This window comes from Mesorhizobium sp. WSM4306 (assembly GCF_007003975.1).
Classification (GTDB): Bacteria; Pseudomonadota; Alphaproteobacteria; order Rhizobiales; family Rhizobiaceae; genus Mesorhizobium.
In genome coordinates this window covers 1-21,996 of the sequence record NZ_VFTC01000018.1, presented here as the reverse complement: position 1 = coordinate 21,996, position 21,996 = coordinate 1, and the positions used below count along the sequence as shown (strand labels likewise).

Here is a 21,996-nt window from a genome sequence, read left to right as displayed (position 1 = left end):
GTCAGTTCACGCCCTTCGGCACGTTCTCCGGCGGCACCACGGTCTCCACCACCTTCTGGCGGTGGAAGATGAACAGGCCGGCGAGGACGACGATGGCCGAGCCGATCAGGATGCGCGGGCCCGGCACGTCGCCGAAGAAAGCCAGGCCGAAGATCACCGCCCATAGAAGCAGGCTGTAGTGCAGCGGCGCCAGCGTCGAGGCAGGCGCCAGCTTCAGCGCCCTGGTGATCATCAGATGGGCGCTGCAGGAGACGATGCCGAGCAGAAGCATGGCGCCGAAATCGAGCGCCGAGGGCGTGCGCCAGGCGCCGATGGTCATCACCGCGCCGACGAGCAACGTGCCGATCGTCTGCCAGGTGACCAGTGTGGTGTCGCTGGTGCCGCGCAGGCGACGGCTGAGAATGATGGCGAAAGCGAAGGCAATGCTGCCGACCAGCGCGAACATTGAGGAGAGCGAAAACGCCGCCGAGGACGGCTTCAGTATGATCAGCACGCCGCAGAAGCCGACCAGGATGGCGGCCCAGCGGCGCCATCCGACCTTTTCGCCGAGCAGAAAATGCGACAGCGCCGCCACATAGATCGGCCCGGCCATGTAGAAACTCATCACGTCGGCAAGCGGCAGATAGACAACGGCGGCATAGAACAGAGCGGTATCGACCGTTGTCGCAACCACGCGCAGAGACTGGAGGACAGGCCGCTCCATCTGGAACAGCTTCGCAGTGCCCTGGTTGGCGATCATCGGGCCAAGCACGATGAACGCGCCGATCGAGCGGATAAACACCACCTGGCCAACCGAGAAAGAGGCAACCAGCCATTTGCCCATCGCGTCGTTCAACGCGAACATGAAGTCGCCGGCCAGCATCAAGAGAATGCCGGCCAGAAGCACGTTCCTGATCGTGAAGTTGCGGGCAAGCGACTGGGCCATGCGGCTCCGTAGCTGCAAGTCGCCGCTTTGACGAGGCAAATCGGTAAGACCAGCGGCGAGAATCGGCTGTCTCTATGCAGTTTTGTGCCGGCGGTTCACCTGGCCCGGCCGCCCGGCTATCGACAGCCGCGTCCCCTGCTTCGTGCGCTCGGCCACCACCTTGCCTCTAGCAACGACGCAGAGCCGTTCGGCGCGCAGGCGCAAGGCCTCTATCGGGTTGCCGGCGTCGAGGATGACGAAGCTGGCGCGCTTGCCCACGGCGAGGCCGAGATGGTCGAGGCCCATAATGGCAGCGTTGACATTGGTGACCATGTCGAAGCAGCGTGCCATGTCGGCCGGGCTCGACATTTGCGCGACGTGCAGGCCCATGAAGGCGACGTCGAGCATGTCGGCGGTGCCCAGCGAATACCAGGGGTCGAGCACGCAATCCTGGCCCCAGCCGACACGGATGCCGAGCGCCAGCATCTCTTTGACCCGGGTCAGGCCACGGCGCTTGGGAAACGTATCGTGGCGGCCCTGCAGCATGATGTTGATCAGCGGATTGGGGATCGCCGACACACCAGCCTCGGCGATCAGCGGCAGGAGCTTGGAGACGTAATAATTGTCCATCGAGTGCATGGAGGTGAGGTGCGAGCCGGCCACTCTGCCCTGCAGGCCGAGGCGCTGCGTCTCATAGGCAAGCTGCTCGATGTGGCGTGACAGCGGATCGTCGGTCTCGTCGCAATGCAGGTCGACCATCAGCCCGCGCTTTGCCGCAATTTCGCAAAGTTCGGTCACCGAGCGCGTGCCGTCGGCCATGGTGCGTTCGAAATGCGGGATGCCGCCGACGATGTCGACGCCCATGTCGAGCGCGCGCAGCGTGTTCTGCCGCGCCGTCGGCGAGCGGTACAAGCCGTCCTGCGGGAAAGCGACCAGTTGCAGATCGATATAGGGCGCGACAATCTTCTTGACGTCGAGCAGCGCCTCGACCGCCAGCAAGCGGTCGTCGCAGACATCGACATGGGTGCGGATGGCGAGCAGGCCCATCGAGACCGCCCAGTCGCAATAGGCAAGCGCCCGCTCACGCACGGCATCATGCGTCAGCAGCGGCTTCAGCTCGCCCCACAGCGAAATGCCTTCGAGCAGCGTGCCCGAGGCGTTGATGCGCGGAATGCCGTAGGACAGCGTAGCATCCATGTGGAAATGCGGGTCGACGAAGGGCGGCGAGATCAGATTGCCATGGGCGTCGATCGCCGTGCCGGCGCTGACGTTCAACTTGGGCTCGATGGCGACGATCGTCTCGCCGACAATGCCGAGGTCGGCGACGGTGCCATCGGGCAGCGTTCCGCCGCGCACAACAAGGTCGAAATCCATCTGTCGTCATCTCCCTGCAGATTGAGCGCCCATCGTCGCGATGGGCACCCCTCTTTTCCAAAGGTTCCATCCGGCGGCAACTCGCTCTATAAGCCGCCAGTCGCCCCCGTGGCGAATCCGAAATTCGTCTCAGTCAGGCATGGGATCAACCATTGTTTCGCTTCTTCCGTTCGACGGAAAACCAGCGCCTCATCGCGAGGCTGGTCAGGGAATCCTTCCAAGAGCACAAGTTTGGCTATGCCGCCGCGATCGCGTCGATGCTGGTGGTGGCCGCCATGACGGGCGCCAGCGCCTGGATCCTGCGCGAGATCACCAATGAGTTCGTGATCTACAAGAGGCTCGACCGCGTCAACCTGATTGCCGGAGGGGTCGCCGCGATCTTCGTCTTCAAGGGCATCGCCAACTTCGTGCAGGCCTACTTTATGAGCCGCGTCGGCAACAGCATCATCGCCGACCGGCAACGCAAGATCTACGACCGCATCCTGGCGCAAGGCATCGAGTTCTACCATTCGACCTCGTCGTCGGAGCTGATCACCCGCATGACCAACAACGCGCAGGCAGCGCGCAACGTGCTCGACCTCGTCGTCACATCCTATGTGCGCGATCTGGTGACGATGATTGTCCTGGTGGGGGTGATGGTCTGGCAGCAGCCGGCCCTGTCCCTGATCTGCTTCGTCATCGGTCCCATAGCCATTTACGGCGTCAACCACATCCTGAAGCGCGTGCGCAAGATCGCCGCGCAGGAATTCCGCTCGCTCGGCCAGATCGTGCAGGTGATGCAGGAAACCGCGGTGGGCGTGCGCGTGGTGAAGTCCTTCGGCCTCGAAGGCGCGATGCGCAAGCGCATGTACAAGGCCGTGTCGGACGTGGAAAACCGCGCCAACAACATCGCGACGCTGGAAGCCGCTACCAGCCCGGTGATGGAGACCCTCGCCGGGCTGGCAATCTCCGGCTCCGTCCTGGTCAGCGGCTTCCTGGTTCTGGGTGGCGGCCAGATGCCGGGCAACATCATGGCCTTTATCGCAGCGCTGCTCTTGGCCTACGAACCCGCCAAGCGCCTGGCGCGCGTGCGCATCTCGCTGGAAACCGGCATTGTCGGCGTGCGCATGATGTTCCAGCTTGCCGACAGGCCGCTGACGCTAGCCGAGAAGCCCGATGCAAAGCCGCTGCAAGCGGGGCCAGGCGAGATCCGTTTCGACAATGTGAGCTTCGCCTACCCCGAAAGCCCGCCAGTGTTCGGGGGACTGGACCTGACGCTTGCCGCCGGCCAGATGACGGCTCTTGTAGGGCCCTCGGGCAGCGGCAAGTCAACCATCCTCAACCTGATCATGCGCATGTACGACCCGCAGACCGGCAGGGTGATGTTCGATGGCCAGGACATCTCCGACGCCACGCTCGCCTCGGTCCGGGAGAAGATCGCCTATGTCAGCCAGGACACGTTCCTGTTTGCCGGCACGGTGATGCACAACATCCGCCTCGGTCGCCAGGACGCGACAGACGAAGAGGTGATTGCCGCCGCCAAGGCCGCCAATGCGCACGACTTCATCAGCGCCATGGCCAAGGGTTATGACACGGAGGTCGGCGAGAACGGCGCGCTGCTTTCAGGCGGCCAGCGCCAGCGCATCTCGATCGCGCGCGCCATGCTGCGCAATGCGGAGATCCTGCTGCTCGACGAAGCGACCAGCGCGCTCGACGCCGAATCCGAGGCGCTGTTCCGCGATGCGCTGCAGCAGCTGACGGTCGGGCGCACCACGATCGTCATCGCGCACCGCCTGTCGACCGTGCACCAGGCCGACACGATCGTGGTGCTGGAAGCCGGCAAGGTGGTGGAAAGCGGCGCGCATCGCACGCTGCTCAATCAGGGCGGGCTGTATCAGAAGCTTTATGAGTATCAGCTGATGCCGTGAGGCTCTTACCCTCCCCCTTGTGGGGAGGGTCGCTGCGAAGCAGCGGGGTGGGGTCGGCGCTGTGCCCCCCCCCGCCCCTCGGGGCGCCCACCCCCCCACGGGGGGGGGAGGGTGACAGCGCGGCGCTGTCCCCCACCCGGACCTTCGGTCCGACCTCCCCACAAGGGGGAGGTAAGGGTCACAGCTTAACTCACTCCGGCACGTGCCTCACCGCGCCCTTGTCGGCGCTGGTGGCGAAGGCGGCGTAGGCGCGCAGCGCCGTCGTCACCTTGCGCTTGCGCTTTTCCTCGGGCTTCCAGGCCAGGGCTCCCTTCGCCTCCATGGCAGTGCGCCGCGCGGCCAGTTCTGCCTCGCTGACCGCCAGATGGATGGTGCGGTTGGGGATGTCGATCTCGATCGTATCGCCTTCCTGCACCAGTCCGATCGTGCCGCCTTCCGCCGCTTCCGGCGAGGCATGGCCGATGGACAGGCCGGATGTGCCGCCGGAGAAGCGGCCGTCGGTGACCAGCGCGCAGGCCTTGCCCAGTCCCTTCGACTTCAGATAGCTGGTGGGATAGAGCATTTCCTGCATGCCGGGGCCGCCGCGCGGTCCTTCATAGCGGATGACGACGACGTCGCCGGCCTTGATCTCGTTCCCCAGGATCGCCTTCACCGAAGCATCCTGGCTTTCGAACACGCGCGCCGGGCCGGTGAACTTCAGAATTGATTCGTCGACGCCCGCCGTCTTCACGATGCAGCCGTCGAGCGCCAGATTGCCCTTCAGAACCGCAAGGCCACCGTCCTTCGAGAACGGCGTCTCGGCCGAGCGAATGGCGCCTTTCTCGCGGTCAAGATCGAGCTCGTCCCAGCGGCGATCCTGGCTGAAGGCGACCTGCGTCGGCACGCCGCCGGGGGCGGCGAGGAAGAAGTCGCGAACGTTCTGGCTCGTCGTGCGGGAAATATCCCAATGGTCGAGCGCTTCACCAAGGCTCGCCGTATGCACCGTCGGCAGGTCGCGGTTCAGCAGCCCGGCATTGTCGAGTTGGCCAAGGATGGCCATGATGCCGCCGGCGCGGTGGACGTCTTCCATATGCACGTCGGATTTGGCCGGTGCGACCTTGCAGAGCACCGGAACCCGCCGTGACAGCCGGTCGATGTCTTCCATTGTGAAGTCGACCTCGCCCTCATGGGCCGCGGCCAGGATGTGCAGCACGGTGTTGGTCGAGCCGCCCATGGCGATGTCGAGCGTCATGGCATTTTCGAAGGCGCCCTTGGAGGCGATGCTGCGCGGCAGTGCCGTCTCGTCATCCTGCTCGTAGTAGCGCTGGGCAAGATCGACGATGAGATGGCCTGCCTCGACGAACAGCCGCTTGCGGTCGGCGTGGGTCGCCAAGGTCGAGCCATTGCCGGGCAGGGACAGGCCGAGCGCCTCGGTCAGGCAGTTCATCGAATTGGCGGTGAACATGCCCGAGCAGGAACCGCAGGTCGGGCAGGCGGAGCGTTCGATGACCTTGACGTCCTCGTCGGAGATCTTGTCGTCGGCAGCCGCGACCATGGCATCGACCAGGTCGAGCGCCTGCGTCTTGCCGGCCAGCACCACCTTGCCGGCTTCCATCGGCCCGCCTGACACAAAGACGGTGGGGATGTTGAGGCGCAGCGAGGCCATCAGCATGCCGGGTGTGATTTTGTCGCAATTGGAGATGCAGACCATGGCGTCGGCGCAGTGTGCATTGACCATGTATTCGACGGAATCGGCGATCAGCTCGCGCGACGGCAACGAATAGAGCATGCCGTCATGGCCCATGGCGATGCCGTCATCGACGGCGATGGTGTTGAATTCCTTGGCGACGCCGCCGGCCTTCTCGATCTCGCGCGCCACCAGCTGGCCGAGGTCCTTGAGATGGACATGGCCGGGCACGAACTGGGTGAAAGAGTTGACCACCGCGATAATCGGCTTGCCGAAGTCGCTGTCCTTCATGCCGGTGGCGCGCCACAGGCCGCGGGCGCCGGCCATGTTGCGGCCATGGGTGGTGGTGCGGGAACGATAGGCTGGCATGGATATTCCTTAGCTGGCTGGCTGCGCCCAGTGCGGAGCGTGGCAGCGCTGAATTTGGATCGCAGGGTTTATAGACCGCCAAGTATGGTCTGGCCACATTTTTGCAATGCACCAGATTCTCGTAAAAATCGGAGCTTGCGAAAAAAATTGTGGCCAGTGTCGGATCGTCTGCTGGACGCGCGTCCTTGGGTCAACGGCAAGGGAATGGCACCATTTCTAGAGTCAGCCGTTTCATCCGTAACCGCAACCAAAACACCCCGAGGAGCGAGACATGCAAAAGATCACCACCTGCCTGTGGTTCGACGGCCAGGCCGAAGAGGCGATGAATTTCTACGTCTCCATCTTCAAGAATTCGAAGGTTACGAGCGTCCTGCGCTGGCCCGAAGGCCACGCCGATGCGGGCAAAGTGCTGTTGACCACGTTCGAGCTCGACGGTGTGCCGTTCCAGGCGCTCAATGGCGGACCGCAATTCAAGTTCAACGAGGCGATGTCACAGTCGATCGATTGCAAGACGCAGGAAGAGGTCGATTATTTCTGGGAGAAGCTCACCGAGGGCGGCGAGCCCGGAGCCTGCAGCTGGCTGAAAGACAAATTCGGCGTCTCCTGGCAGGTCGTGCCGGAGCAACTGCCGCGCCTGCTTCTGGATCCGGACCGGGCCAAGGCCGGTCGGGTGATGTCGGCGATGATGCAGATGAGCAAGATCGACATCGCCAAGATCGAAGCGGCGGCCAAGGGGTGAGAAGCGGTCCGCGTAGCGGACGAAAAGCCAATTGCTTGGCTTTTCGAGCTTCGAACGCCCTGAGCCTGCGAAGGGCCGGGACACGTTGGAGCTCATTGATTCTACAAGGTCGGCGCCGCCCCTCATCCGCCCTTCGGGCACCTTCTCCCCGTGAACGGGGAGAAGGAAAAAGCGGAACCTACGCCGCCTTGTCGCGAACCTGATAGTCCTTGATGGTGGCGAAGCGGATGGCTTTCCAGCGTTCGGCTTCGTAGTTCAGTGAGAAGGCGTGCTGGGCCAGAAACACCGGGTCGTTGTCGAGGTCGCGGGCGATGTCGCCGCGATGCGCCTCGATGAAGCGAAGCGTCTCGGCCTTGTCGTCAGCCGATATCCAGCGGCAGACCGAAAAGCGCGACATCTCGAATTCGACCGGCAGCGTGTATTCGAAGTTCAGCCGCTCTTTCAAAACGTCGAGTTGCAGCGCGCCGACGACGCCGACGATGGCCGGCGAGCCGTCTTCGGGCGAAAACAGCTGCACGACGCCCTCCTCGGCCATCTGGTGCAGCGCTTCCTTAAGTTTTTTCGCCTTCATCGCGTCGCCGAGGCGCACACGACGCAGTATTTCCGGGGCGAAGTTCGGCACGCCTCCGAAAAGAATCTCCTCGCCCTCGGTCAGCGTGTCGCCGATGCGCAACGTGCCGTGGTTGGGGATGCCGACGACATCGCCGGCAAAGGCCTCGTCTGCGGTGACGCGGGTGCGGGCGAAGAAGAATTGCGGCGCCGACAGGCTCATCGGCTTGCCGGTGCGCACCAGCTTGGCCTTCATGCCGCGCTCGAGCTTGCCCGAACAGACGCGCACGAAAGCGATGCGGTCGCGGTGATTGGGATCCATATTGGCCTGGATCTTGAAGACGAAGGAGGTCATCTTCTCCTCGGTCGCCTCAACTTTCCTGACATCCGCCTCCTGCGCGCGCGGCGGCGGGCCGAAGGCCCCAAGCGCCTCGATGAGGTCGCGGACGCCGTAATTGCGCAACGCCGAGCCGAAATAGACCGGCGTCAGATGGCCCTCGCGGAACGCGTCAATATCAAGAGGTCGGCATGCCTCCCGCGCCAGCTCCAGTTCCTCGATGAAGGCCTCGCGCTCGTTTTCCGACAGCAGACCGGCGACGCGGTTGGAATCGGGACCGTTGACCGGCGTGCGCTCTTTCTCCGCGTCGCCCTTGCGCACCGCATTCAGCGCCAGGTGATAGGTGCCGGCAAACGTCTTGCCGCGGCCGATCGGCCAGGTGATGGGGGCGGTGTCCAGCGCCAGCTTCTGCTCGATCTCGTCGAGAATCTCGAAAGGGTCGCGGCTTTCGCGGTCCATCTTGTTGATGAAGGTGATGATCGGGATGTCGCGCAGCCGGCAGACCTCGAACAGTTTCAGCGTGCGCGGCTCGATGCCTTTGGCGGCGTCAATGACCATGACAGCCGAGTCCACCGCCGACAGCGTGCGATAAGTGTCGTCGGCGAAATCCTCGTGGCCGGGCGTGTCGAGCAGGTTGAAGACATTGTCCTCATATTCGAAGGTCATCACTGAGGTGACGACCGAGATGCCGCGCTCGCGCTCGATCTTCATCCAGTCGGAGCGCGTCTGGATGCGGTCCTTCTTGGCCTTGACCTCGCCGGCAAGCTGGATGGCGCCGCCGAAGAGCAGCAGCTTTTCGGTGAGCGTGGTCTTGCCGGCGTCAGGGTGCGCGATGATCGCGAAGGTGCGGCGGCGCGCCACTTCCTCTTGTATTGCTTCAGGCATTCTCTGGGATTTCCGTGTGACAGGCCGGGCTTCTAGCAGCGCAGTGTCGGGCTGTCGACCGGTGCGGCGGCTCAGGAGCCGCCGATGGCTCGCTCAGGCCAATTCCCTCACGCTGCTTGCTGCAACGACCTGCGGAAGCCAGCCGGCAATGGCGGCGCCTATCGTGTCGGGATGGTCTTCCTGCAGATAATGGGCGCCCGGCCCCAGATCGATGAAGCCGCAGTTCTTCAGCCCCGCCGCGAATTCCTTTGCCGCCTGCGCTGAAATCAGAGCGCCTGGATCGCCGGCAAACAGCAGTTTCGGATAGGTCGAGAGCCGCAGCGCCCGGTGGTCGTGCGCGCTGATTGCGGCAACATCGGCCGGCAGGCCTTCGATCGGCAATTCCCTCGGCAGGCGCAGCGCCGGCTTGCGCGACTGCGGCGTCGGGAACGGCGCCCGGTAAGCGGCCATTTCCTCCTCGCTGATCGGTCGCAGGACCGAGGCCGGCAGGATCTTTTCGACGAAGATATTGTCCTCCAGCACCAGCTTCTCGCCGGCGCCCGGCGTGCGCAACGCCTTGAACAGCTCGCGCGCCTGCGACCGCTGGTGGAAGTCCTCCCAGCGCTCGAAGGGCCGGATGAATTCCATGAAGGCAAGGCCCAGAACCCGCCGCGGCCGGCGCGCCGCGAAATGGAACGCGAGCGCGGTGCCCCAGTCCTGAGCGACGATCACCATGTCCTGGAGGTCGAGCGCGTCGATGAAGGCGTCGAGATAACGGACCTGATCGAAGAAGCGATAATCGATATCCGGCTTGCCCGATTGGCCATAGCCGATCAGATCGGGCGCGATGCAGCGACCCAACGGCGCGACATGCGGGATGATGTTGCGCCATATGTAGGAGGAGGTCGGGTTGCCGTGCAGGAACAGCACGGTCGGGCCATGCGATCCGGCCTCCAGATAGGACATGGTGGAATCCAGTACCGCCGCCTCTGAACGCCGCAAGGTGGCCTGTTGTCCGTCGGTCGTCGTATTCATCACGCTGTCTCCTTCGCAAATACCGTGCTGAAGATGACTTTCTTGAACCGCTCGAGCGGCTCCGGACTGCGCTCGACCTTCATGCGCAGCATCGCGCCCTGCCAGGACGACAGCAGGAAATCGGCAAGGTCCTCGGCATCGAAGGCTTTTGTGATCTCGCCCGTCGCCTGGCCCTCGGCGATGCAGGCCGCGAAGGGCCGGCGCCAGCGCTCGAAAATATCGACCAGCCTGAGCCGCAGCGGCTCGCTGTGGACAGCCGTTTCCAGGCTGAGATTACCGATCATGCAGCCGCGCGCCCAGTCATGCGCCTCGAGCTTCGAGGTGATGACATCGAGATAGCGGCGCAGCCTGCCGACAGGCGGCGTGCCGTCCTGCGCCAGCGCATTTTCCACCAAGCCGCCGACATAGGCGAAGTAGCGTTCCAGCACCTCGCCGGCGAAGTTTTCCTTCGAGGCGAAATGGTTGGTGAAGGAACCCGGCCTTGCGCCGGCCGCCGCGACGATGTCACGGACGCCGGCTGCGGTATAGCCCGCATTCCAGATGGTCTGAAAGCCGGCTTGGAGGAGGTTTTCGCGGAGTGATTGTCTAGCCATAGCGATATAATACGTACGTACGTATTTATGTCAAGCACGCAAGTTTGCATTGGCAAAAGCCGCCACAAAATGGCAGGTGGGAGATCTCATCGGCAACAGCACGGAGGTTAGCGTGGCGAAGCAAGTCGTCGTCATCGGCGCGGGCATTATCGGCGCTTCGATCGCCTGGCATCTGACAAAGGCCGGCGCACGAGTAACCATCGTTTCCGAGAGCGGCGCCGGCGGTGTCGCCACACCCAATTCCTTTGCCTGGATCAACGCAAGCTGGGGCAATCCCGAAATCTATTTCCGGCTGCGCACCCGCGCCATGGTCGAGTGGAAGCGACTGGCAAACGATCTGCCGGGGCTGCCGCTCAGCTGGTGCGGCGGGCTATGTTGGGATCTGCCTGCCGACAGGCTCGAAGCCTATGCCACCGAGCACTCCTTATGGGGTTACAGCATCGAACGCGTAGGCCGCGAGCGAGCCGCGCGAATCGAGCCCAATCTGGTCGAGCCGCCTGAATTCGCTGTCTATGTCGCTGAGGAAGGCGTGGCCGAGCCGGTTGCGGCGGCCAAGGCGCTGCTGGCCGATGCTGAACGGCACGGCGCGACGGTGGTTGCGGGCACGGTCGACAGGCTCGCTCTGGTCAACGGCAAGGTGACCGGCGTGGTTGTTTCGGGTGAGACGATTGTCGCCGACGAAGTGGTGATCGCGGCCGGCACCGGCGCCCCGGCCATTGCCGCCACCGCCGGCATCAAACTGCCGCTCGAGGCGCCGCCCGGTCTGATTGTCCACTCGCGGCCATACAAAAAGCTGCTCAGCGGGCTGGTGCATGCCGAAAAGCTGCATATGCGCCAGACCGCCGAGGGCCGCATCATCGCCGGCTCGGATTTTGCCGGCGGCGATCCAGGCGAGAACCCTGACCTCACGGCGCGCGAACTGTTTGCGGCAGCGAAGGCAGCCTTGCGCGGCGGCGATGGGCTGGAGCTTGATTTCCACACGGTCGGCTACCGGCCGACGCCGACCGATGGCTTTCCGATCGTCAGCCGCGCCGAGGGCATGGATGGCCTTTACGTCGCGGTCATGCATTCGGGCATCACGCTGGCGCCGGCGGTTGGACTTTTCACCACACGCGAAATCCTCGATGGCGAGCGCGACCCGCTGCTGGCGCCCTACGGGCTGGAGCGTTTCGCTCAATAGCCCGGCGGCCGGCGAAAGCCACCGGTGAGCGGTTCGATTGCTCTGGCGATACCGAGCAGCCGTGATTCCGACCAGCGCGCGCCGACCAGTTGCAAGCCGATGGGCAGGCCGTCGCGATCTTGTCCGCAGGGCATCGTCAGCGCCGGGTGGCCGGAATAGTTGAAGACCGCGCCATAGGCCGGCAGCATCCAGTAGCTTTGCTCCTGGCCGTCGACCTCGATCGGCGCGCCGGGTTCGCAATGCGGGAAGGCCGTGGTCATGGCGACCGGGCACAGCAAGGCATCGCAATTTTCGAAGAACCTGTCCCAGGCGAGGATGGACACGTCACGGCGGGCGAGCGCCTCGAACCAGAGGGAGACCGGTGTCGGGTTTTCAGGCGGCTCTGGCTGCGCGGCCTCCAACATCATGCCGATCAACGCGCCGCCCTGCTCCAGATCGTCGTGCAGCTCGAGCTTCGGTAGTTTTGCCGGCTCAACGGTCGCGCCTGCCGCCTGAAGTCGCTTCGCCAGAGCGTCGAGGGCAGTGCTGATGTCTCGGGCCACAGGAAAGCCGGGAAAGGACGGCGCAACGGCGATGCGCAATGTCTTGAGATTGATTTCTGGCATGGCCTCGACCGGCACCGGCGCGAGATCGGTGTCGACGCCATCCTGGCCGGCGATGATTTTGTAGATCAGCGCCAGATCGTCCACGGAGCGCGCCAGCGGGCCGAGGCAGGACATCAGCCGCACGCTGCGCGCCGCGCCGCCCGGATCGGGAAAGGCGCCGGCCAGCGACACACGGTGCTCGGTCGGCTTCAAGCCATAGACGCCACAAAAGGCTGCCGGCAGGCGGATCGAAGCCTGCATGTCGGTGCCTACATCGAACGGCGTCATCCCGGTCGCCACCGCTGCCGCGGCGCCACCGCTGGAGCCGCCGGGCGTGAGCGAGAGATCCCACGGATTGCTGGTGCGGCCGAACAGCGGATTGTCCGACTGCCAGTCGCCCAGCATGGTCGCGACATTGGTCTTGCCGACCAGAATGCCGCCGGCAGCCTTGAGCCGTGCCACAACCGGGCTGTCGTGCCGCGCGACATAGTCGGCGAAAGGCGGAAACCCGACGGTGGTCTTCATGCCTGCCGTTTCGTGCATGTCCTTCAAGGTGAAGGGCACGCCATGCAGCGGGCCGAGCACATCACCGCGCGCCAATGCCGCGTCGGCCTCTTTTGCGCGCCCGCGGGCGTCTTCCCGGTCGAGATTGACGACCGCGTTGACGGCTTCGTTGTGCCGGTCGATCTGCGCCAGATGCGCGTCAAGCGCTTCGACGGCGGATATTTTTCGCGCAGCGATTGCGGCCACGAGGTCGGTGGTCGAGGAGAAGACGAGGTCCATGACGAATGCTCCGGCTGCTGCCACGGGTATGACGGTTTCAAGTCAAGTTCAGCATTTCTAGGACAGGTAGCGCTTGATCGGAATTGCGCTTGCCGGTTCGGTAGAGGTCGGCGCTCTATGGCGCCCCCCTCTGTCCTGCCGGACATCTCCCCCACGAGGGGGGAGATCAGCAGCTTCGCTGACGGCGCTCGCTGTCAAACGTTGGAAACTGGCGAAAGCCGCGGCGACGTCCAATCTCCCCCCTCGTGGGGGAGATGTCCGGCAGGACAGAGGGGGGCGCGAAGGAATGCGGCATAGATTGGCTTAGACGACCAGCGCCAACCTTGTCGACGCCGGCATGAACGGCCGAATCGCCATGCCATCACCTGTAATAGTAACGAAACTCGCCGGCGGGATCGCTTGCCAGTCGCCGCCTTCGCGGTCGAAGGGCTCCGAAACGATGCAGCGGCCGCCGATGCGGATCGAGGTGTAAAGCGTCGGTGCGTGGGCGTCGCTCGCGTAGCGCACGGCATACAGCGCCTGCCCATCGGAAAAGGCGGCGGTGAGTTTCAAAGCCGGCTCAAGGCCAGCGCGGCGTGAAGCCTCGATGACGCGGGCCGTGGCGCGCGACACGGCACCTTGCGGGTCACTGGTGAGACCCTCGTCGATCATCAGCAGGAAAAACAGTTCGGAATCGGTGGTGCCTTCGCGCTGGTCGAAGACGGCATCGGAAAGCGAATTCTCAAGCGCGCGGCGGATTTTTTCAAAACCGCCGATCTGGCCGTTGTGCATGAACGACCAGTTGCCGGAGATGAAGGGATGGCAGTTCATGCGGCTGGTGGCGCCGCCGGTCGATGCCCTGACATGGGCGAGGAACAGGCCGGATTTGATCTGCCGGCACAGGCTTTTCAGATTGGGGTCCGACCAGGCCGGCAGGATGTCGCGGTAAAGGCCGGGTTCGGGCCGGTCGCCATACCAGGCGAGGCCGAAGCCGTCGCCATTGGTCGGCGACTTGGCTTCCTGGGCGCAATGGCTCTGGGCGATCAGCGAATGACAGGGCGCGGTGACGATGTCTTCGAGGAAGACTGATTCACCAAGATAGGCCGCCCAACGGCACATCGCTTTGACCGTTCCTTAGGCGCGATCCAAGAGAGCCTGGGGCTCTTTGGCCGCGTGTGAGCCTCTGTTGTGCGTCCGCTCATAGAGTTCGCGAACGATTCGGCTTGCCGTAGTCTCGAAGAGAAATGGCAAGAAAGCGTGAACAAGCGCGGCTCCGGCAGCCATCAGGAGGCGCGAGGAGAACCAGGCGGCAAAAGCCATGTGGCTGAAATAGGTTTCGCCGACCTTGGCCGGGTGCGAGGTGAAAAGCTTCGAAAACAGCGTCGTCATGATGATCCCTCCAGCCGGGATAAGCCCCGATGCTGGGTATCTTGCCACAGGGGAAAGGTTCATCGGTCTCAATTTGTCCTTGCCTAACGCTGTAGTTCGGGACATTCATCCCAACATGGCGCTTGAATTCGATGAAATAGACCGAAGATTGCTGGCCGAGCTGCAACGCGACGGCACGCTGTCGGTCGACCAGCTCTCGGAAAAAGTGGCGCTGTCGCGCAACGCCTGCTGGCGGCGCGTCAAGCGGCTGGAGGAGGACGGCGTCATCACCGGCCGGGTGGCGCTGGTCGATGCCGACAAGCTCGGGCTTGGGCTTTCGGTGTTCATCCTGATCCGCACCTCCAACCACGATCCAGACTGGCTGCAGAAATTCCGCGCGGCGGTGACCGGTTTTCCCGAGATCACCGGGGTCTACCGCATGTCCGGCGACCTCGACTATGTGCTGCGCGCCCGCGTCGCCGATGTGAAGGCCTATGACCGGCTCTACCAGCGGCTGATCGCCAAGGTGGCGCTGTCCGATGTTTCGGCCTCATTCGTCATGGAAGAGATCAAGGAGACGACGGTCGTGCCCGTGGAACTGCGCTAGGTCATCGTGACGCCGCAAAGAAAGCCGTTAATAGCGTGGCGGGCGAGTTGACCGAATCGCGGTTCGCGCCGATAGGATCGATTTTATGCGCGCAGCCTTCCACACCTCCTCCGTCATTGGTCCCACTGTCGGCTTCGTCAGGTTGCCGCATGGTGAAGGACTTCCCCTCCCCGCCTATGAAAGCACCGGCGCCGCCGGCATGGATTTGCGCGCCGCGGTCCCGGACGACCGGCCGCTGCTGATCCTGCCGGGCAAGCGCGCCTTGGTGCCGACCGGGCTGATCCTGGAAATACCCGAGGGGATGGAAGGCCAGGTGCGGCCGCGTTCCGGCCTAGCCTTCAAGCACGGGCTGACCGTTCTCAATTCACCAGGCACGGTCGACAGCGATTATCGCGGCGAGGTCAAGGTGCTGCTGGTCAACCTTGGCGACGAGGATTTCGCGGTGACGCGCGGCATGCGCGTTGCCCAGATCGTGTTTGCCACGGTAACGCAGGCGACGGTCGAGGAGCGCAGCCTGGCCGGCGGCACAGCGCGCGGCGCGGGCGGATTCGGATCGACCGGCACCGCCTGAATGAGCATACCAAAACTGGTCATCTTCGACTGCGACGGGATTCTGGTCGACACCGAGAACCTTGCCAACCGGCGGCTTGCCGAGTGGCTGACTGCCGCCGGTTATCCCACCACATTCGAATATTGCCGCAAGCATTTCTCCGGCCGCAGCATGACCTCGGTGCAGAAAGAGATCGAAGCTTCGACCGATGCCCGGCTCGGCGCCGATTTCGTCGATCGCTGGAACGCCGGCCTGCCGGATTTGTTCTCGCACGGCGTCGAGGCGATCCCTTACGTCCGTGACTTCATCGAAGTGGTGCGCGCGGCCGGCGTCGCCTATTGCGTCGCCACGTCGGCGCGCATCTCGAAGATGCACATCACGCTCGGCCAGACCGGGCTGCTGCCGCTGTTCGAGCATGCAATGTTCTCCGCAACCATGGTCGCCCGCGGCAAGCCGTTCCCGGACCTGTTCCTGCATGCGGCAAAGACCATGGGTTTTGCGCCCGCCGACTGCATCGTCATCGAGGACAGCGTCGCCGGCACGCAGGCCGGCATTGCCGCCGGCATGCGCGTCTATTCCTATCATGGCGATCCCTATTCCGACCGCGATGGCCTGGCCAATGCCGGCGGCGTCCTGTTCGACGACATGCGCGAACTGGCGGGGCTGGTGCCGATCCACTGAAGCGGGCAGTTTGCCAGGCTGGACGCTTTGGGAGGCTGTGCTACGGTCCGCGCGCCCGACAGCCTGAGGCGTCCATGCCAACCAACCTGCTTCGCTTCATCCTCGCCCTAGTGTTGCTGCCATGGCTGTGGACTGCGGCGGGCGCGCAGGCCGTCAGCTTCCCGGAGTTCGGCAGTGCCATCCCTGACCACAAGGATGTCACTTATCTCGACCTCGCCAGGATGGCCATTCCCGACCTGACCGGTGACAGTGACGGCTTCTATAAGGGCGGGTTGCCGATCGAGATGCGCCACATCGAGGGCCCGGATAGCGGCGGCTCGCCACCCGAAACGTCAGGCCTCTCCAACGCCGGCGTGCTTGCGGTCAAAGCCGGCGGCAAGGACCGGCTGGTGATGCTCTATGACCTCGGCGACTCTCCCGACAGCGCCGAAGGCTATGCCGTGCTGGCGCTCTACGACGTCACCGGCAAGCTGAAACTGCTCGACGCGGTCAATGTCGCCGTCGACCGCAGCACCTACTTTCGCGATCCGGGCAAGCTTTCCGTCGGTGCAAACGATGATGTCCTCACCACCATGAGCACCCATTTCAATTCGAGCCAAGGCTATGTGATCACGCCGCTGATAATGGTGCGCGACGACAAGTTCGAACTGGTCGACATGATCTATACGTTCGACGAGAACCTCTGCGCCTACAGCCGCAAGCAGGACGTTGCTTTCCAGACGATCGCTGACGGGCAGCCGTATGCCGCGATCAAGGTGACGGTCACCGACGCCACCGCGCCGAACGGTGAAAGCTGCGACGACCCGTCGCCCGAGCCTGAATCTCACGCGATTTCCGTCACCTATCATTGGGACAAGAAGACGTCACACTACGCCAAGGATTCCGACGCGCTGGACAAATTGGCAGGAGAGAACGCCAAACGCTTCTGAGCCAACCGCATTCGTTTGCCCGGCGCAAATCGGCACGATAGAATCTCGCTGACATCTCCGCATCTGAAGGGAAGCACCATGGACAAGGGCAAGATCTTTCGCGACCTGCACGCCTCGACCTTCGTCCTGCCCAATCCCTGGGACGTCGGCACGACCAAGCTTCTGGCGTCCTTCGGCTTCAAGGCGCTGGCGACGACCAGCGCCGGCTTTGCCTTTTCGCGCGGCCTGCCCGACGGCGCGGTGACATTCGAGGCGATGATCCACCATTGCCGCGAGGTGACGGCGGCAACCTGCCTGCCAGTCTCCGCCGATCTCGAGAAAGGCAAGGGCGACAGCGCAACCAGTGCCGCCGAGACCATTTTCGCCGCTGAGGCCGCCGGCCTTGCCGGCTGCTCGATCGAGGACCACACGGGCGATCCGGACAAGCCGATCTATGAGTTTTCGCATGCCGTCGAGCGCGTCGCCGCGGCAGCGGAGGCGGCGCGCGCGCTCAAGCATGATTTCGTCTTCACCGCCCGGGCCGAGAATTTCCTGTGGGACAAGCCGGACCTTGACGACACGATCAAGCGGCTGCAGGCTTTCGAGAAGGCCGGCGCCGATGTGCTCTATGCGCCTGGCCTCAACGATGTCGAAACGATCCGGAAAGTCTGCTCGGCGGTGAGCCGGCCGGTCAATGTCATGGCACTGCCGGATTTCACCATCGCCGACCTCGCCATGGCCGGGGTCAAGCGCATCTCGCTTGGGCCGTGGCTGACCAATTTCGCCTTCGGCATGCTGGAAACAGCGGCGCACGAGATCCAGCAGGACGGCACGTTCGGCTTCACCCGCGCCGCCATGCCGTTCAGCAAGCTGCAGGCGCTGTTTTCAAAACCCTCCGAGTAAAGGGCCTGCGTATGACGCTCACCGTCGTCGACATGCACACCGGCGGCGAGCCGCTCAGGATCGTCACCGGCGGTTATCCCGAGATCCCCAAGGGTACGATCCTGGAAAAGCGCGGCTATGTGCGCGACCACCTCGACCATTTGCGAAAGCTGCTGATATTCGAGCCGCGCGGCCATTACGACATGTATGGCGCGCTGCTGGTGGAGCCCGACCTGCCCGGCGCCGACCTCGCCGTTCTGTTCATGCACAATGAGGGCTACTCGACGATGTGCGGCCACGCCATCATCGCGCTTGGCCGTTACGCCGTCGATGAAGGGCTGGTGGCGAAACAGGAGCCAATCACGACCGTCAACATCGAGGCGCCGTGCGGGCTGGTCGTCGCCTCAGTCGAGGTCAGGGATGGCAAGGCCGGCTCAGTGTCGTTCGAAAGCGTGCCGGCCTTCCTGTTTGCCCGCGACCAGAAAATCGAATTGGCAGGATACGGCAAGATCCGTTTCGACGTTGCCTATGGCGGCGCCTTCTATGCGCTGGCCGATTGCATCAATTCGGGCTGGAATTCGGCCGCAGCCGGGTGCGCGATTTCGTCGACGCGGCAACGGCGCTGACCGAGCAGCTGAAGGCCGAGTTCCCGCTGTCGCATCCCGATCATCCCGATCTCGCTTTCCTTTACGGCACCATCCTGACCGACGGGCGCGATGCGTTTTCCGGCGAAGCGACGAAAAATGTCTGCGTCTTTGCCGATGCCGAGGTCGACCGTTCGCCGACCGGCTCCGGCGTCACCGCGCGGCTGGCGGCGATGTGCGCCAGGGGCAAGATCGATCTTGGTCAGGAGCGGACATTCGAAAGCATCGCCGGTTCGCGCTTCTCCGGCGCGGTAGCGCGCACGACCAAGGCCGGCCCGCATGACGCCATCATCGCCCGTGTCGGCGGCCGCGCCTATTATTCGGGGCGAGCCGAGTTCACTGTCGAGCCGGATGACGAATTGGGGCGGGGTTTTCTTCTGCGTTGAAAGGCCTATCGCCTGGCGCTCTCCCGCGCGCCGATCGCCTTGTGCAGATGGACCATCATGGCGGCGGCGAAGAGCGGCGTCAAAAGGTTGAGCAGCGGCACGGCGAGGAAGGCGGCGATGAGCAGTCCGGCCAGAAACACCGTGCCGGCATATTTCCTGCGCAACGCTCTCGCCTCGCCTTCCGGGCGGAAGCGCATGGCGGCGAATTCGAAGAATTCGCGGCCCAGCAGGTAGCCGTTGACGATGAAGAAGGCGGCGATGTTGATGCCCGGCACCAGAAGCAGCAGCAGGGCGACGATGTTGCCCAGGATGACGACGCCGAGGAACTTCACCGACAGCACCAGCGAGCGCAGCGCCGGCATGGCCCTGCCGGCCGGGTCGCCAGGAAAGTCGGTGCGCTCGACCACTTCGGCGATGTCGTCTAGAAACAGGCCAGCTACGATTGCCGTCACCGGCGCGATCAGCAGCGCCATCCCAAAGGCAAGCGCGAGGGCCGCGATGGTGCCGCTCAGCCATCCGGCCCAGGACGGCAGGCCGGGTAAAAGGGAGTGAATCCACGGCAGGGCCAGCCAATCGACAAGCCCGGTGAGAGCAAACCACACGGCCACGAGCGCCAGCACGGTCAAGCCCAGCGTTTTCAGGAAAACCGCGCGGAATTCGGGAGAGAACAGCCGGCTGAAGGCGGCGTGGGCAGCGTTGGAGATCACGGCGTTTCCACCCCCGGGGACAAACTGATATCTCCGACATAGGCGGAGACCCGGCCAGCCGCAAGCCTGCTGGAGCGGACGCAATTCCGGACAGAAACTAGCGCGCCAGCGCCGGCGAACGGGCGGGGATGGTCATCGCCGCAACGCCGGCGACGACGAAGCCCATGCCCCAGAACGCCGTCGGCCCCAGGCTTTCTCCGAGGAACACGACGCCGATGCCGACGCCGATTGGCACGCGCAGATAGGCCTGTGACGTGGTGCCTACCGAACCCAGCGTGTGGATGAGGCGGAAGAAGATGCAGAAGGCCAGCGCCGTCGAGAACACCGACAATGCCAGCAAGGCCACGATCGAAGCCATCGACGGCGACAGCGTCCAGGGGCGGTCGAAGACCAGGCTCAAGGGGACGAGGATGACCGCGCCGCACAGCATCGAGCCGGCGGCCGGCAGCATCGGGTCGAGTCCCCTGAAGCCGCGGCCGAAAATGGCGGCGCCGGCATAGCAGACGGTCGCCGCGACAACCGCAAGCTGCGCCCACAATTGATGGCCGAGCCCGCCAAGCGCCTGTGTGCCGACGATCAGGCAAATGCCGGCAATGCCTGCGCCCACGCCGAACAGCTTGCGTGCGGTCACCTGCTCGTGGCGGGTGATGAGCGCGGTCAGCAGGAAGGTGAAAATCGGCGACGTCGCGTTGAGGATGGTGGCAAGGCCGGCGTCAATGGAGCGCTCGGCGGCGGCGATCAGCGTGAACGGCACGACGCTGTTGAGGCAGGCCTGGACCATGAAACGCCACCAGGTCGCACCGTCCTTCGGCATGGCGAGGCCGCGCCAGCGGATCAGCGCGAGCAGGATGCCGCCGGCGACAAGGGTCCGGGCGGCGATGAAGGTTATCGGCGGGATCGTCTCGACGCCGATCTTGATGAACGTATAGGACGCGCCCCACAGAGCGGCCAGCAGGCCAAGCAGCGCCAGTTCGGTGGTCATGTCGGTCTTTGCTTGCATGTCTGTGAGCGCCCTCAGCTGCTGTGATCGAAGTTCCTCTAATCCGCTGAGGGGAGGAATGCTTCGATGACGACACAACTGTAGCCGCACATCACGGCAGTGCGCATGGTCCAGTTCGATTTGACGGCTAGGCAAAACCCTTCCAAATCGAGAAGCCTGATACGTCCCGATCACATCGGGACGGGGGTCCTATTTTTGTTTGACCATGATCTTGTCCGAAAACCGGGTTCCACTTTTCGGGATCATGGTCTAGACCCGCGCCCGGCCGGCGTGGCAGAAAGCCGGCAGATTCCAAGGCGGAGACATTGATGCCGGATTATGACGTGCTTTGCATCGGCAATGCCATTGTCGACATCATCGCCCAGTGCGACGACGCTTTTCTCGAAACCAACGGCATCATCAAGGGTGCGATGAACCTCATCGACACCAGGCGCGCCGAGCTGCTCTACAGCCGCATGGGCCCGGCGATCGAGGCCTCCGGCGGCAGCGCCGGCAACACGGCGGCGGGCGTCGCCAGTTTCGGCGGCCGCGCCGCCTTCTTCGGCAAGGTGTCGAACGATCCGCTCGGCGAAATCTATGCCCATGACATCCATGCCCAGGGCGTTGCCTTCGACACCAGACCGCTCGAAGGCCAGCCGCCGACGGCGCGCTCGATGATCTTCGTCACCCCCGACGGCGAGCGTTCGATGAACACCTATCTCGGCGCCTGCGTCGAACTCGGGCCGGAAGACGTCGAGGCCGACAAGGCATCCGGCGCCAAGGTGACCTATTTCGAGGGCTATCTGTGGGATCCGCCGCGCGCCAAGGAGGCGATCCGGCAGACCGCGAAGCTGGCGCACGCCGCCGGACGCGAAGTGTCGATGACGCTGTCGGACTCGTTCTGCGTCGACCGCTACCGGGACGAGTTCCTCGAGCTGATGCGGTCGGGCACCGTCGACATCGTCTTTGCCAACAGCCACGAGATCAAATCGCTCTACCAGACCAAGTCCTTCGACGAAGCGCTGGAGGCTATCCGCAAGGACTGCAGAATAGCCGCAGTCACCCGCTCTGAAAAAGGTTCGGTCATCGTGCGCGGCGACGAGACCGTCACCATCCAGGCGACGAATATCCGCGAACTGGTCGACACCACCGGCGCCGGCGACCTCTACGCCGCCGGCTTCCTCTACGGCTATACGGCCGGGCGCAGCCTGAAGGATTGCGGCGACCTTGGCTCGCTGGCAGCCGGGCTGGTGATCCAGCAGCTCGGTCCGCGGCCGCGGCAGAATCTGCGCAGCGCGGCCCAACTGGCCGGGCTGCTGTAGCGCCTCTTACCTCTCCCCTTGTGGGCCTGTTGCGTAGTTGGCTGGTTGTGATTCTCTGAGACGGAAGTTCGGAGGGAATCACAATGGCTGTGAAGCAGA

General features: G+C 63.9%; 20 protein-coding genes and 1 pseudogene. 10 read left to right on the top strand and 11 right to left on the bottom strand.

Translation table 11 applies throughout. The features are described from left to right. Position 1: 1 nt before the first annotated feature. Positions 2 to 925 carry a DMT family transporter gene (locus FJV77_RS20450; protein WP_142868445.1) on the bottom strand — a complete coding sequence of 308 codons (924 nt, stop codon included), beginning with the start codon at positions 923 to 925 and terminating at the stop codon, positions 2 to 4. A gap of 72 nt (positions 926 to 997) precedes the next feature. Further along, entirely contained in the window at positions 998 to 2,278 is a 1,281-nt protein-coding gene (locus FJV77_RS20445) for an amidohydrolase family protein (protein WP_142868444.1), read from the bottom strand. 152 nt (positions 2,279 to 2,430) lie between these two features. Here FJV77_RS20445 and FJV77_RS20440 point away from each other — a divergent pair, with 152 nt between their 5' ends. After that, entirely contained in the window at positions 2,431 to 4,185 is a 1,755-nt protein-coding gene (locus FJV77_RS20440; RefSeq protein ID WP_142868443.1) for an ABC transporter ATP-binding protein, read from the top strand. 190 nt (positions 4,186 to 4,375) lie between these two features. Here the strand turns inward: FJV77_RS20440 and ilvD are convergent, their stop codons facing one another. Continuing rightward, entirely contained in the window at positions 4,376 to 6,220 is a 1,845-nt protein-coding gene (gene ilvD / locus FJV77_RS20435; protein ID WP_142868442.1) for a dihydroxy-acid dehydratase, read from the bottom strand. Positions 6,221 to 6,491: 271 nt separating this feature from the next. Between ilvD and FJV77_RS20430 the strand changes: the two genes are divergently transcribed. Beyond that, the gene (locus FJV77_RS20430; RefSeq protein WP_142868441.1) at positions 6,492 to 6,959 is read left to right on the top strand and encodes a VOC family protein; all 468 of its coding nucleotides are present in this window, start codon (positions 6,492 to 6,494) and stop codon (positions 6,957 to 6,959) included. Positions 6,960 to 7,137: 178 nt separating this feature from the next. Here FJV77_RS20430 and FJV77_RS20425 read toward each other — a convergent pair whose 3' ends face one another. The 3 genes from FJV77_RS20425 to FJV77_RS20415 form a co-directional block, all read right to left on the bottom strand. Next, positions 7,138 to 8,730, bottom strand: a complete 1,593-nt coding sequence (locus tag FJV77_RS20425; RefSeq protein ID WP_142868440.1) for a peptide chain release factor 3 — start codon at positions 8,728 to 8,730, stop codon at positions 7,138 to 7,140. Between the two features lie 93 nt (positions 8,731 to 8,823). Beyond that, complete coding sequence (locus FJV77_RS20420) at positions 8,824 to 9,744, bottom strand: haloalkane dehalogenase (protein WP_142868439.1); 921 nt, start codon at positions 9,742 to 9,744, stop codon at positions 8,824 to 8,826. Further along, positions 9,744 to 10,337, bottom strand: coding sequence for a TetR/AcrR family transcriptional regulator (locus FJV77_RS20415; protein WP_142868438.1), 594 nt, complete (start codon positions 10,335 to 10,337; stop codon positions 9,744 to 9,746). Before FJV77_RS20415 ends, FJV77_RS20420 begins: the two co-directional genes overlap by 1 nt. A gap of 112 nt (positions 10,338 to 10,449) precedes the next feature. Here FJV77_RS20415 and FJV77_RS20410 point away from each other — a divergent pair, with 112 nt between their 5' ends. After that, the gene (locus FJV77_RS20410) at positions 10,450 to 11,517 is read left to right on the top strand and encodes an FAD-binding oxidoreductase (protein ID WP_142868437.1); all 1,068 of its coding nucleotides are present in this window, start codon (positions 10,450 to 10,452) and stop codon (positions 11,515 to 11,517) included. On the opposite strand, the gene FJV77_RS20405 is transcribed toward FJV77_RS20410, so the two are convergent. The 3 genes from FJV77_RS20405 to FJV77_RS20395 all read right to left on the bottom strand — a co-directional run bounded on the left by FJV77_RS20405 (position 11,511) and on the right by FJV77_RS20395 (position 14,252). Beyond that, on the bottom strand, positions 11,511 to 12,884 hold the full coding sequence (locus tag FJV77_RS20405) for an amidase (RefSeq protein ID WP_142868436.1): 1,374 nt from the start codon (positions 12,882 to 12,884) through the stop codon (positions 11,511 to 11,513). The genes FJV77_RS20410 and FJV77_RS20405 overlap by 7 nt on opposite strands. A gap of 303 nt (positions 12,885 to 13,187) precedes the next feature. Then, positions 13,188 to 13,982: a class II glutamine amidotransferase gene (locus tag FJV77_RS20400; RefSeq protein ID WP_142868435.1), complete on the bottom strand. Its 795-nt coding sequence runs from the start codon at positions 13,980 to 13,982 to the stop codon at positions 13,188 to 13,190. Between the two features lie 15 nt (positions 13,983 to 13,997). Further along, a complete protein-coding gene (locus FJV77_RS20395; protein ID WP_142868434.1) occupies positions 13,998 to 14,252 on the bottom strand; it encodes a DUF6356 family protein in 255 nt (84 codons plus the stop codon). Between the two features lie 115 nt (positions 14,253 to 14,367). Here FJV77_RS20395 and FJV77_RS20390 point away from each other — a divergent pair, with 115 nt between their 5' ends. The 6 genes and pseudogenes from FJV77_RS20390 (at position 14,368) to FJV77_RS20365 (ending at position 18,889) form a co-directional block, all read left to right on the top strand. After that, positions 14,368 to 14,838, top strand: coding sequence for an Lrp/AsnC family transcriptional regulator (locus FJV77_RS20390; protein ID WP_142868433.1), 471 nt, complete (start codon positions 14,368 to 14,370; stop codon positions 14,836 to 14,838). Between the two features lie 85 nt (positions 14,839 to 14,923). Continuing rightward, the gene (gene dut / locus FJV77_RS20385) at positions 14,924 to 15,409 is read left to right on the top strand and encodes a dUTP diphosphatase (RefSeq protein ID WP_142868432.1); all 486 of its coding nucleotides are present in this window, start codon (positions 14,924 to 14,926) and stop codon (positions 15,407 to 15,409) included. Then, complete coding sequence (locus FJV77_RS20380; protein ID WP_142868431.1) at positions 15,410 to 16,069, top strand: HAD family phosphatase; 660 nt, start codon at positions 15,410 to 15,412, stop codon at positions 16,067 to 16,069. It abuts the gene before it with no gap. Between the two features lie 74 nt (positions 16,070 to 16,143). Then, the gene (locus FJV77_RS20375; protein WP_142868430.1) at positions 16,144 to 16,998 is read left to right on the top strand and encodes a hypothetical protein; all 855 of its coding nucleotides are present in this window, start codon (positions 16,144 to 16,146) and stop codon (positions 16,996 to 16,998) included. A 78-nt stretch (positions 16,999 to 17,076) separates the two neighbouring features. Beyond that, positions 17,077 to 17,880, top strand: coding sequence for an oxaloacetate decarboxylase (locus tag FJV77_RS20370; RefSeq protein WP_142868429.1), 804 nt, complete (start codon positions 17,077 to 17,079; stop codon positions 17,878 to 17,880). A gap of 11 nt (positions 17,881 to 17,891) precedes the next feature. Further along, positions 17,892 to 18,889, top strand: a pseudogene (locus FJV77_RS20365) (proline racemase family protein). A gap of 5 nt (positions 18,890 to 18,894) precedes the next feature. Here FJV77_RS20365 and FJV77_RS20360 read toward each other — a convergent pair. Both FJV77_RS20360 and FJV77_RS20355 read right to left on the bottom strand, forming a co-directional pair. After that, positions 18,895 to 19,596, bottom strand: coding sequence for a sulfate transporter family protein (locus FJV77_RS20360; RefSeq protein ID WP_142868428.1), 702 nt, complete (start codon positions 19,594 to 19,596; stop codon positions 18,895 to 18,897). A gap of 97 nt (positions 19,597 to 19,693) precedes the next feature. Continuing rightward, positions 19,694 to 20,596, bottom strand: a complete 903-nt coding sequence (locus FJV77_RS20355) for an EamA family transporter (RefSeq protein WP_142868427.1) — start codon at positions 20,594 to 20,596, stop codon at positions 19,694 to 19,696. Positions 20,597 to 20,904: 308 nt separating this feature from the next. Here FJV77_RS20355 and FJV77_RS20350 point away from each other — a divergent pair, with 308 nt between their 5' ends. Then, positions 20,905 to 21,897: an adenosine kinase gene (locus FJV77_RS20350; RefSeq protein ID WP_142868426.1), complete on the top strand. Its 993-nt coding sequence runs from the start codon at positions 20,905 to 20,907 to the stop codon at positions 21,895 to 21,897. Positions 21,898 to 21,996 lie beyond the last annotated feature (99 nt).

Excerpts from the sequence above, each read along its gene's own strand:
- FJV77_RS20425 (WP_142868440.1), bottom strand. The coding sequence starts at position 8,730 with ATGCCTGAAGCAATACAAGAGGAAGTGGCGCGCCGCCGCACCTTCGCG.
- FJV77_RS20390 (WP_142868433.1), top strand. The coding sequence starts at position 14,368 with ATGGCGCTTGAATTCGATGAAATAGACCGAAGATTGCTGGCCGAGCTG.
- FJV77_RS20445 (WP_142868444.1), bottom strand. The coding sequence starts at position 2,278 with ATGGATTTCGACCTTGTTGTGCGCGGCGGAACGCTGCCCGATGGCACC.
- FJV77_RS20380 (WP_142868431.1), top strand. The coding sequence starts at position 15,410 with ATGAGCATACCAAAACTGGTCATCTTCGACTGCGACGGGATTCTGGTC.
- FJV77_RS20370 (WP_142868429.1), top strand. The coding sequence starts at position 17,077 with ATGGACAAGGGCAAGATCTTTCGCGACCTGCACGCCTCGACCTTCGTC.
- FJV77_RS20355 (WP_142868427.1), bottom strand. The coding sequence starts at position 20,596 with ATGCAAGCAAAGACCGACATGACCACCGAACTGGCGCTGCTTGGCCTG.
- FJV77_RS20450 (WP_142868445.1), bottom strand. The coding sequence starts at position 925 with ATGGCCCAGTCGCTTGCCCGCAACTTCACGATCAGGAACGTGCTTCTG.
- FJV77_RS20405 (WP_142868436.1), bottom strand. The coding sequence starts at position 12,884 with ATGGACCTCGTCTTCTCCTCGACCACCGACCTCGTGGCCGCAATCGCT.
- FJV77_RS20375 (WP_142868430.1), top strand. The coding sequence starts at position 16,144 with ATGCCAACCAACCTGCTTCGCTTCATCCTCGCCCTAGTGTTGCTGCCA.
- FJV77_RS20400 (WP_142868435.1), bottom strand. The coding sequence starts at position 13,982 with ATGTGCCGTTGGGCGGCCTATCTTGGTGAATCAGTCTTCCTCGAAGAC.
- FJV77_RS20415 (WP_142868438.1), bottom strand. The coding sequence starts at position 10,337 with ATGGCTAGACAATCACTCCGCGAAAACCTCCTCCAAGCCGGCTTTCAG.
- dut (WP_142868432.1), top strand. The coding sequence starts at position 14,924 with ATGCGCGCAGCCTTCCACACCTCCTCCGTCATTGGTCCCACTGTCGGC.
- FJV77_RS20420 (WP_142868439.1), bottom strand. The coding sequence starts at position 9,744 with ATGAATACGACGACCGACGGACAACAGGCCACCTTGCGGCGTTCAGAG.
- FJV77_RS20395 (WP_142868434.1), bottom strand. The coding sequence starts at position 14,252 with ATGACGACGCTGTTTTCGAAGCTTTTCACCTCGCACCCGGCCAAGGTC.
- ilvD (WP_142868442.1), bottom strand. The coding sequence starts at position 6,220 with ATGCCAGCCTATCGTTCCCGCACCACCACCCATGGCCGCAACATGGCC.
- FJV77_RS20350 (WP_142868426.1), top strand. The coding sequence starts at position 20,905 with ATGCCGGATTATGACGTGCTTTGCATCGGCAATGCCATTGTCGACATC.
- FJV77_RS20430 (WP_142868441.1), top strand. The coding sequence starts at position 6,492 with ATGCAAAAGATCACCACCTGCCTGTGGTTCGACGGCCAGGCCGAAGAG.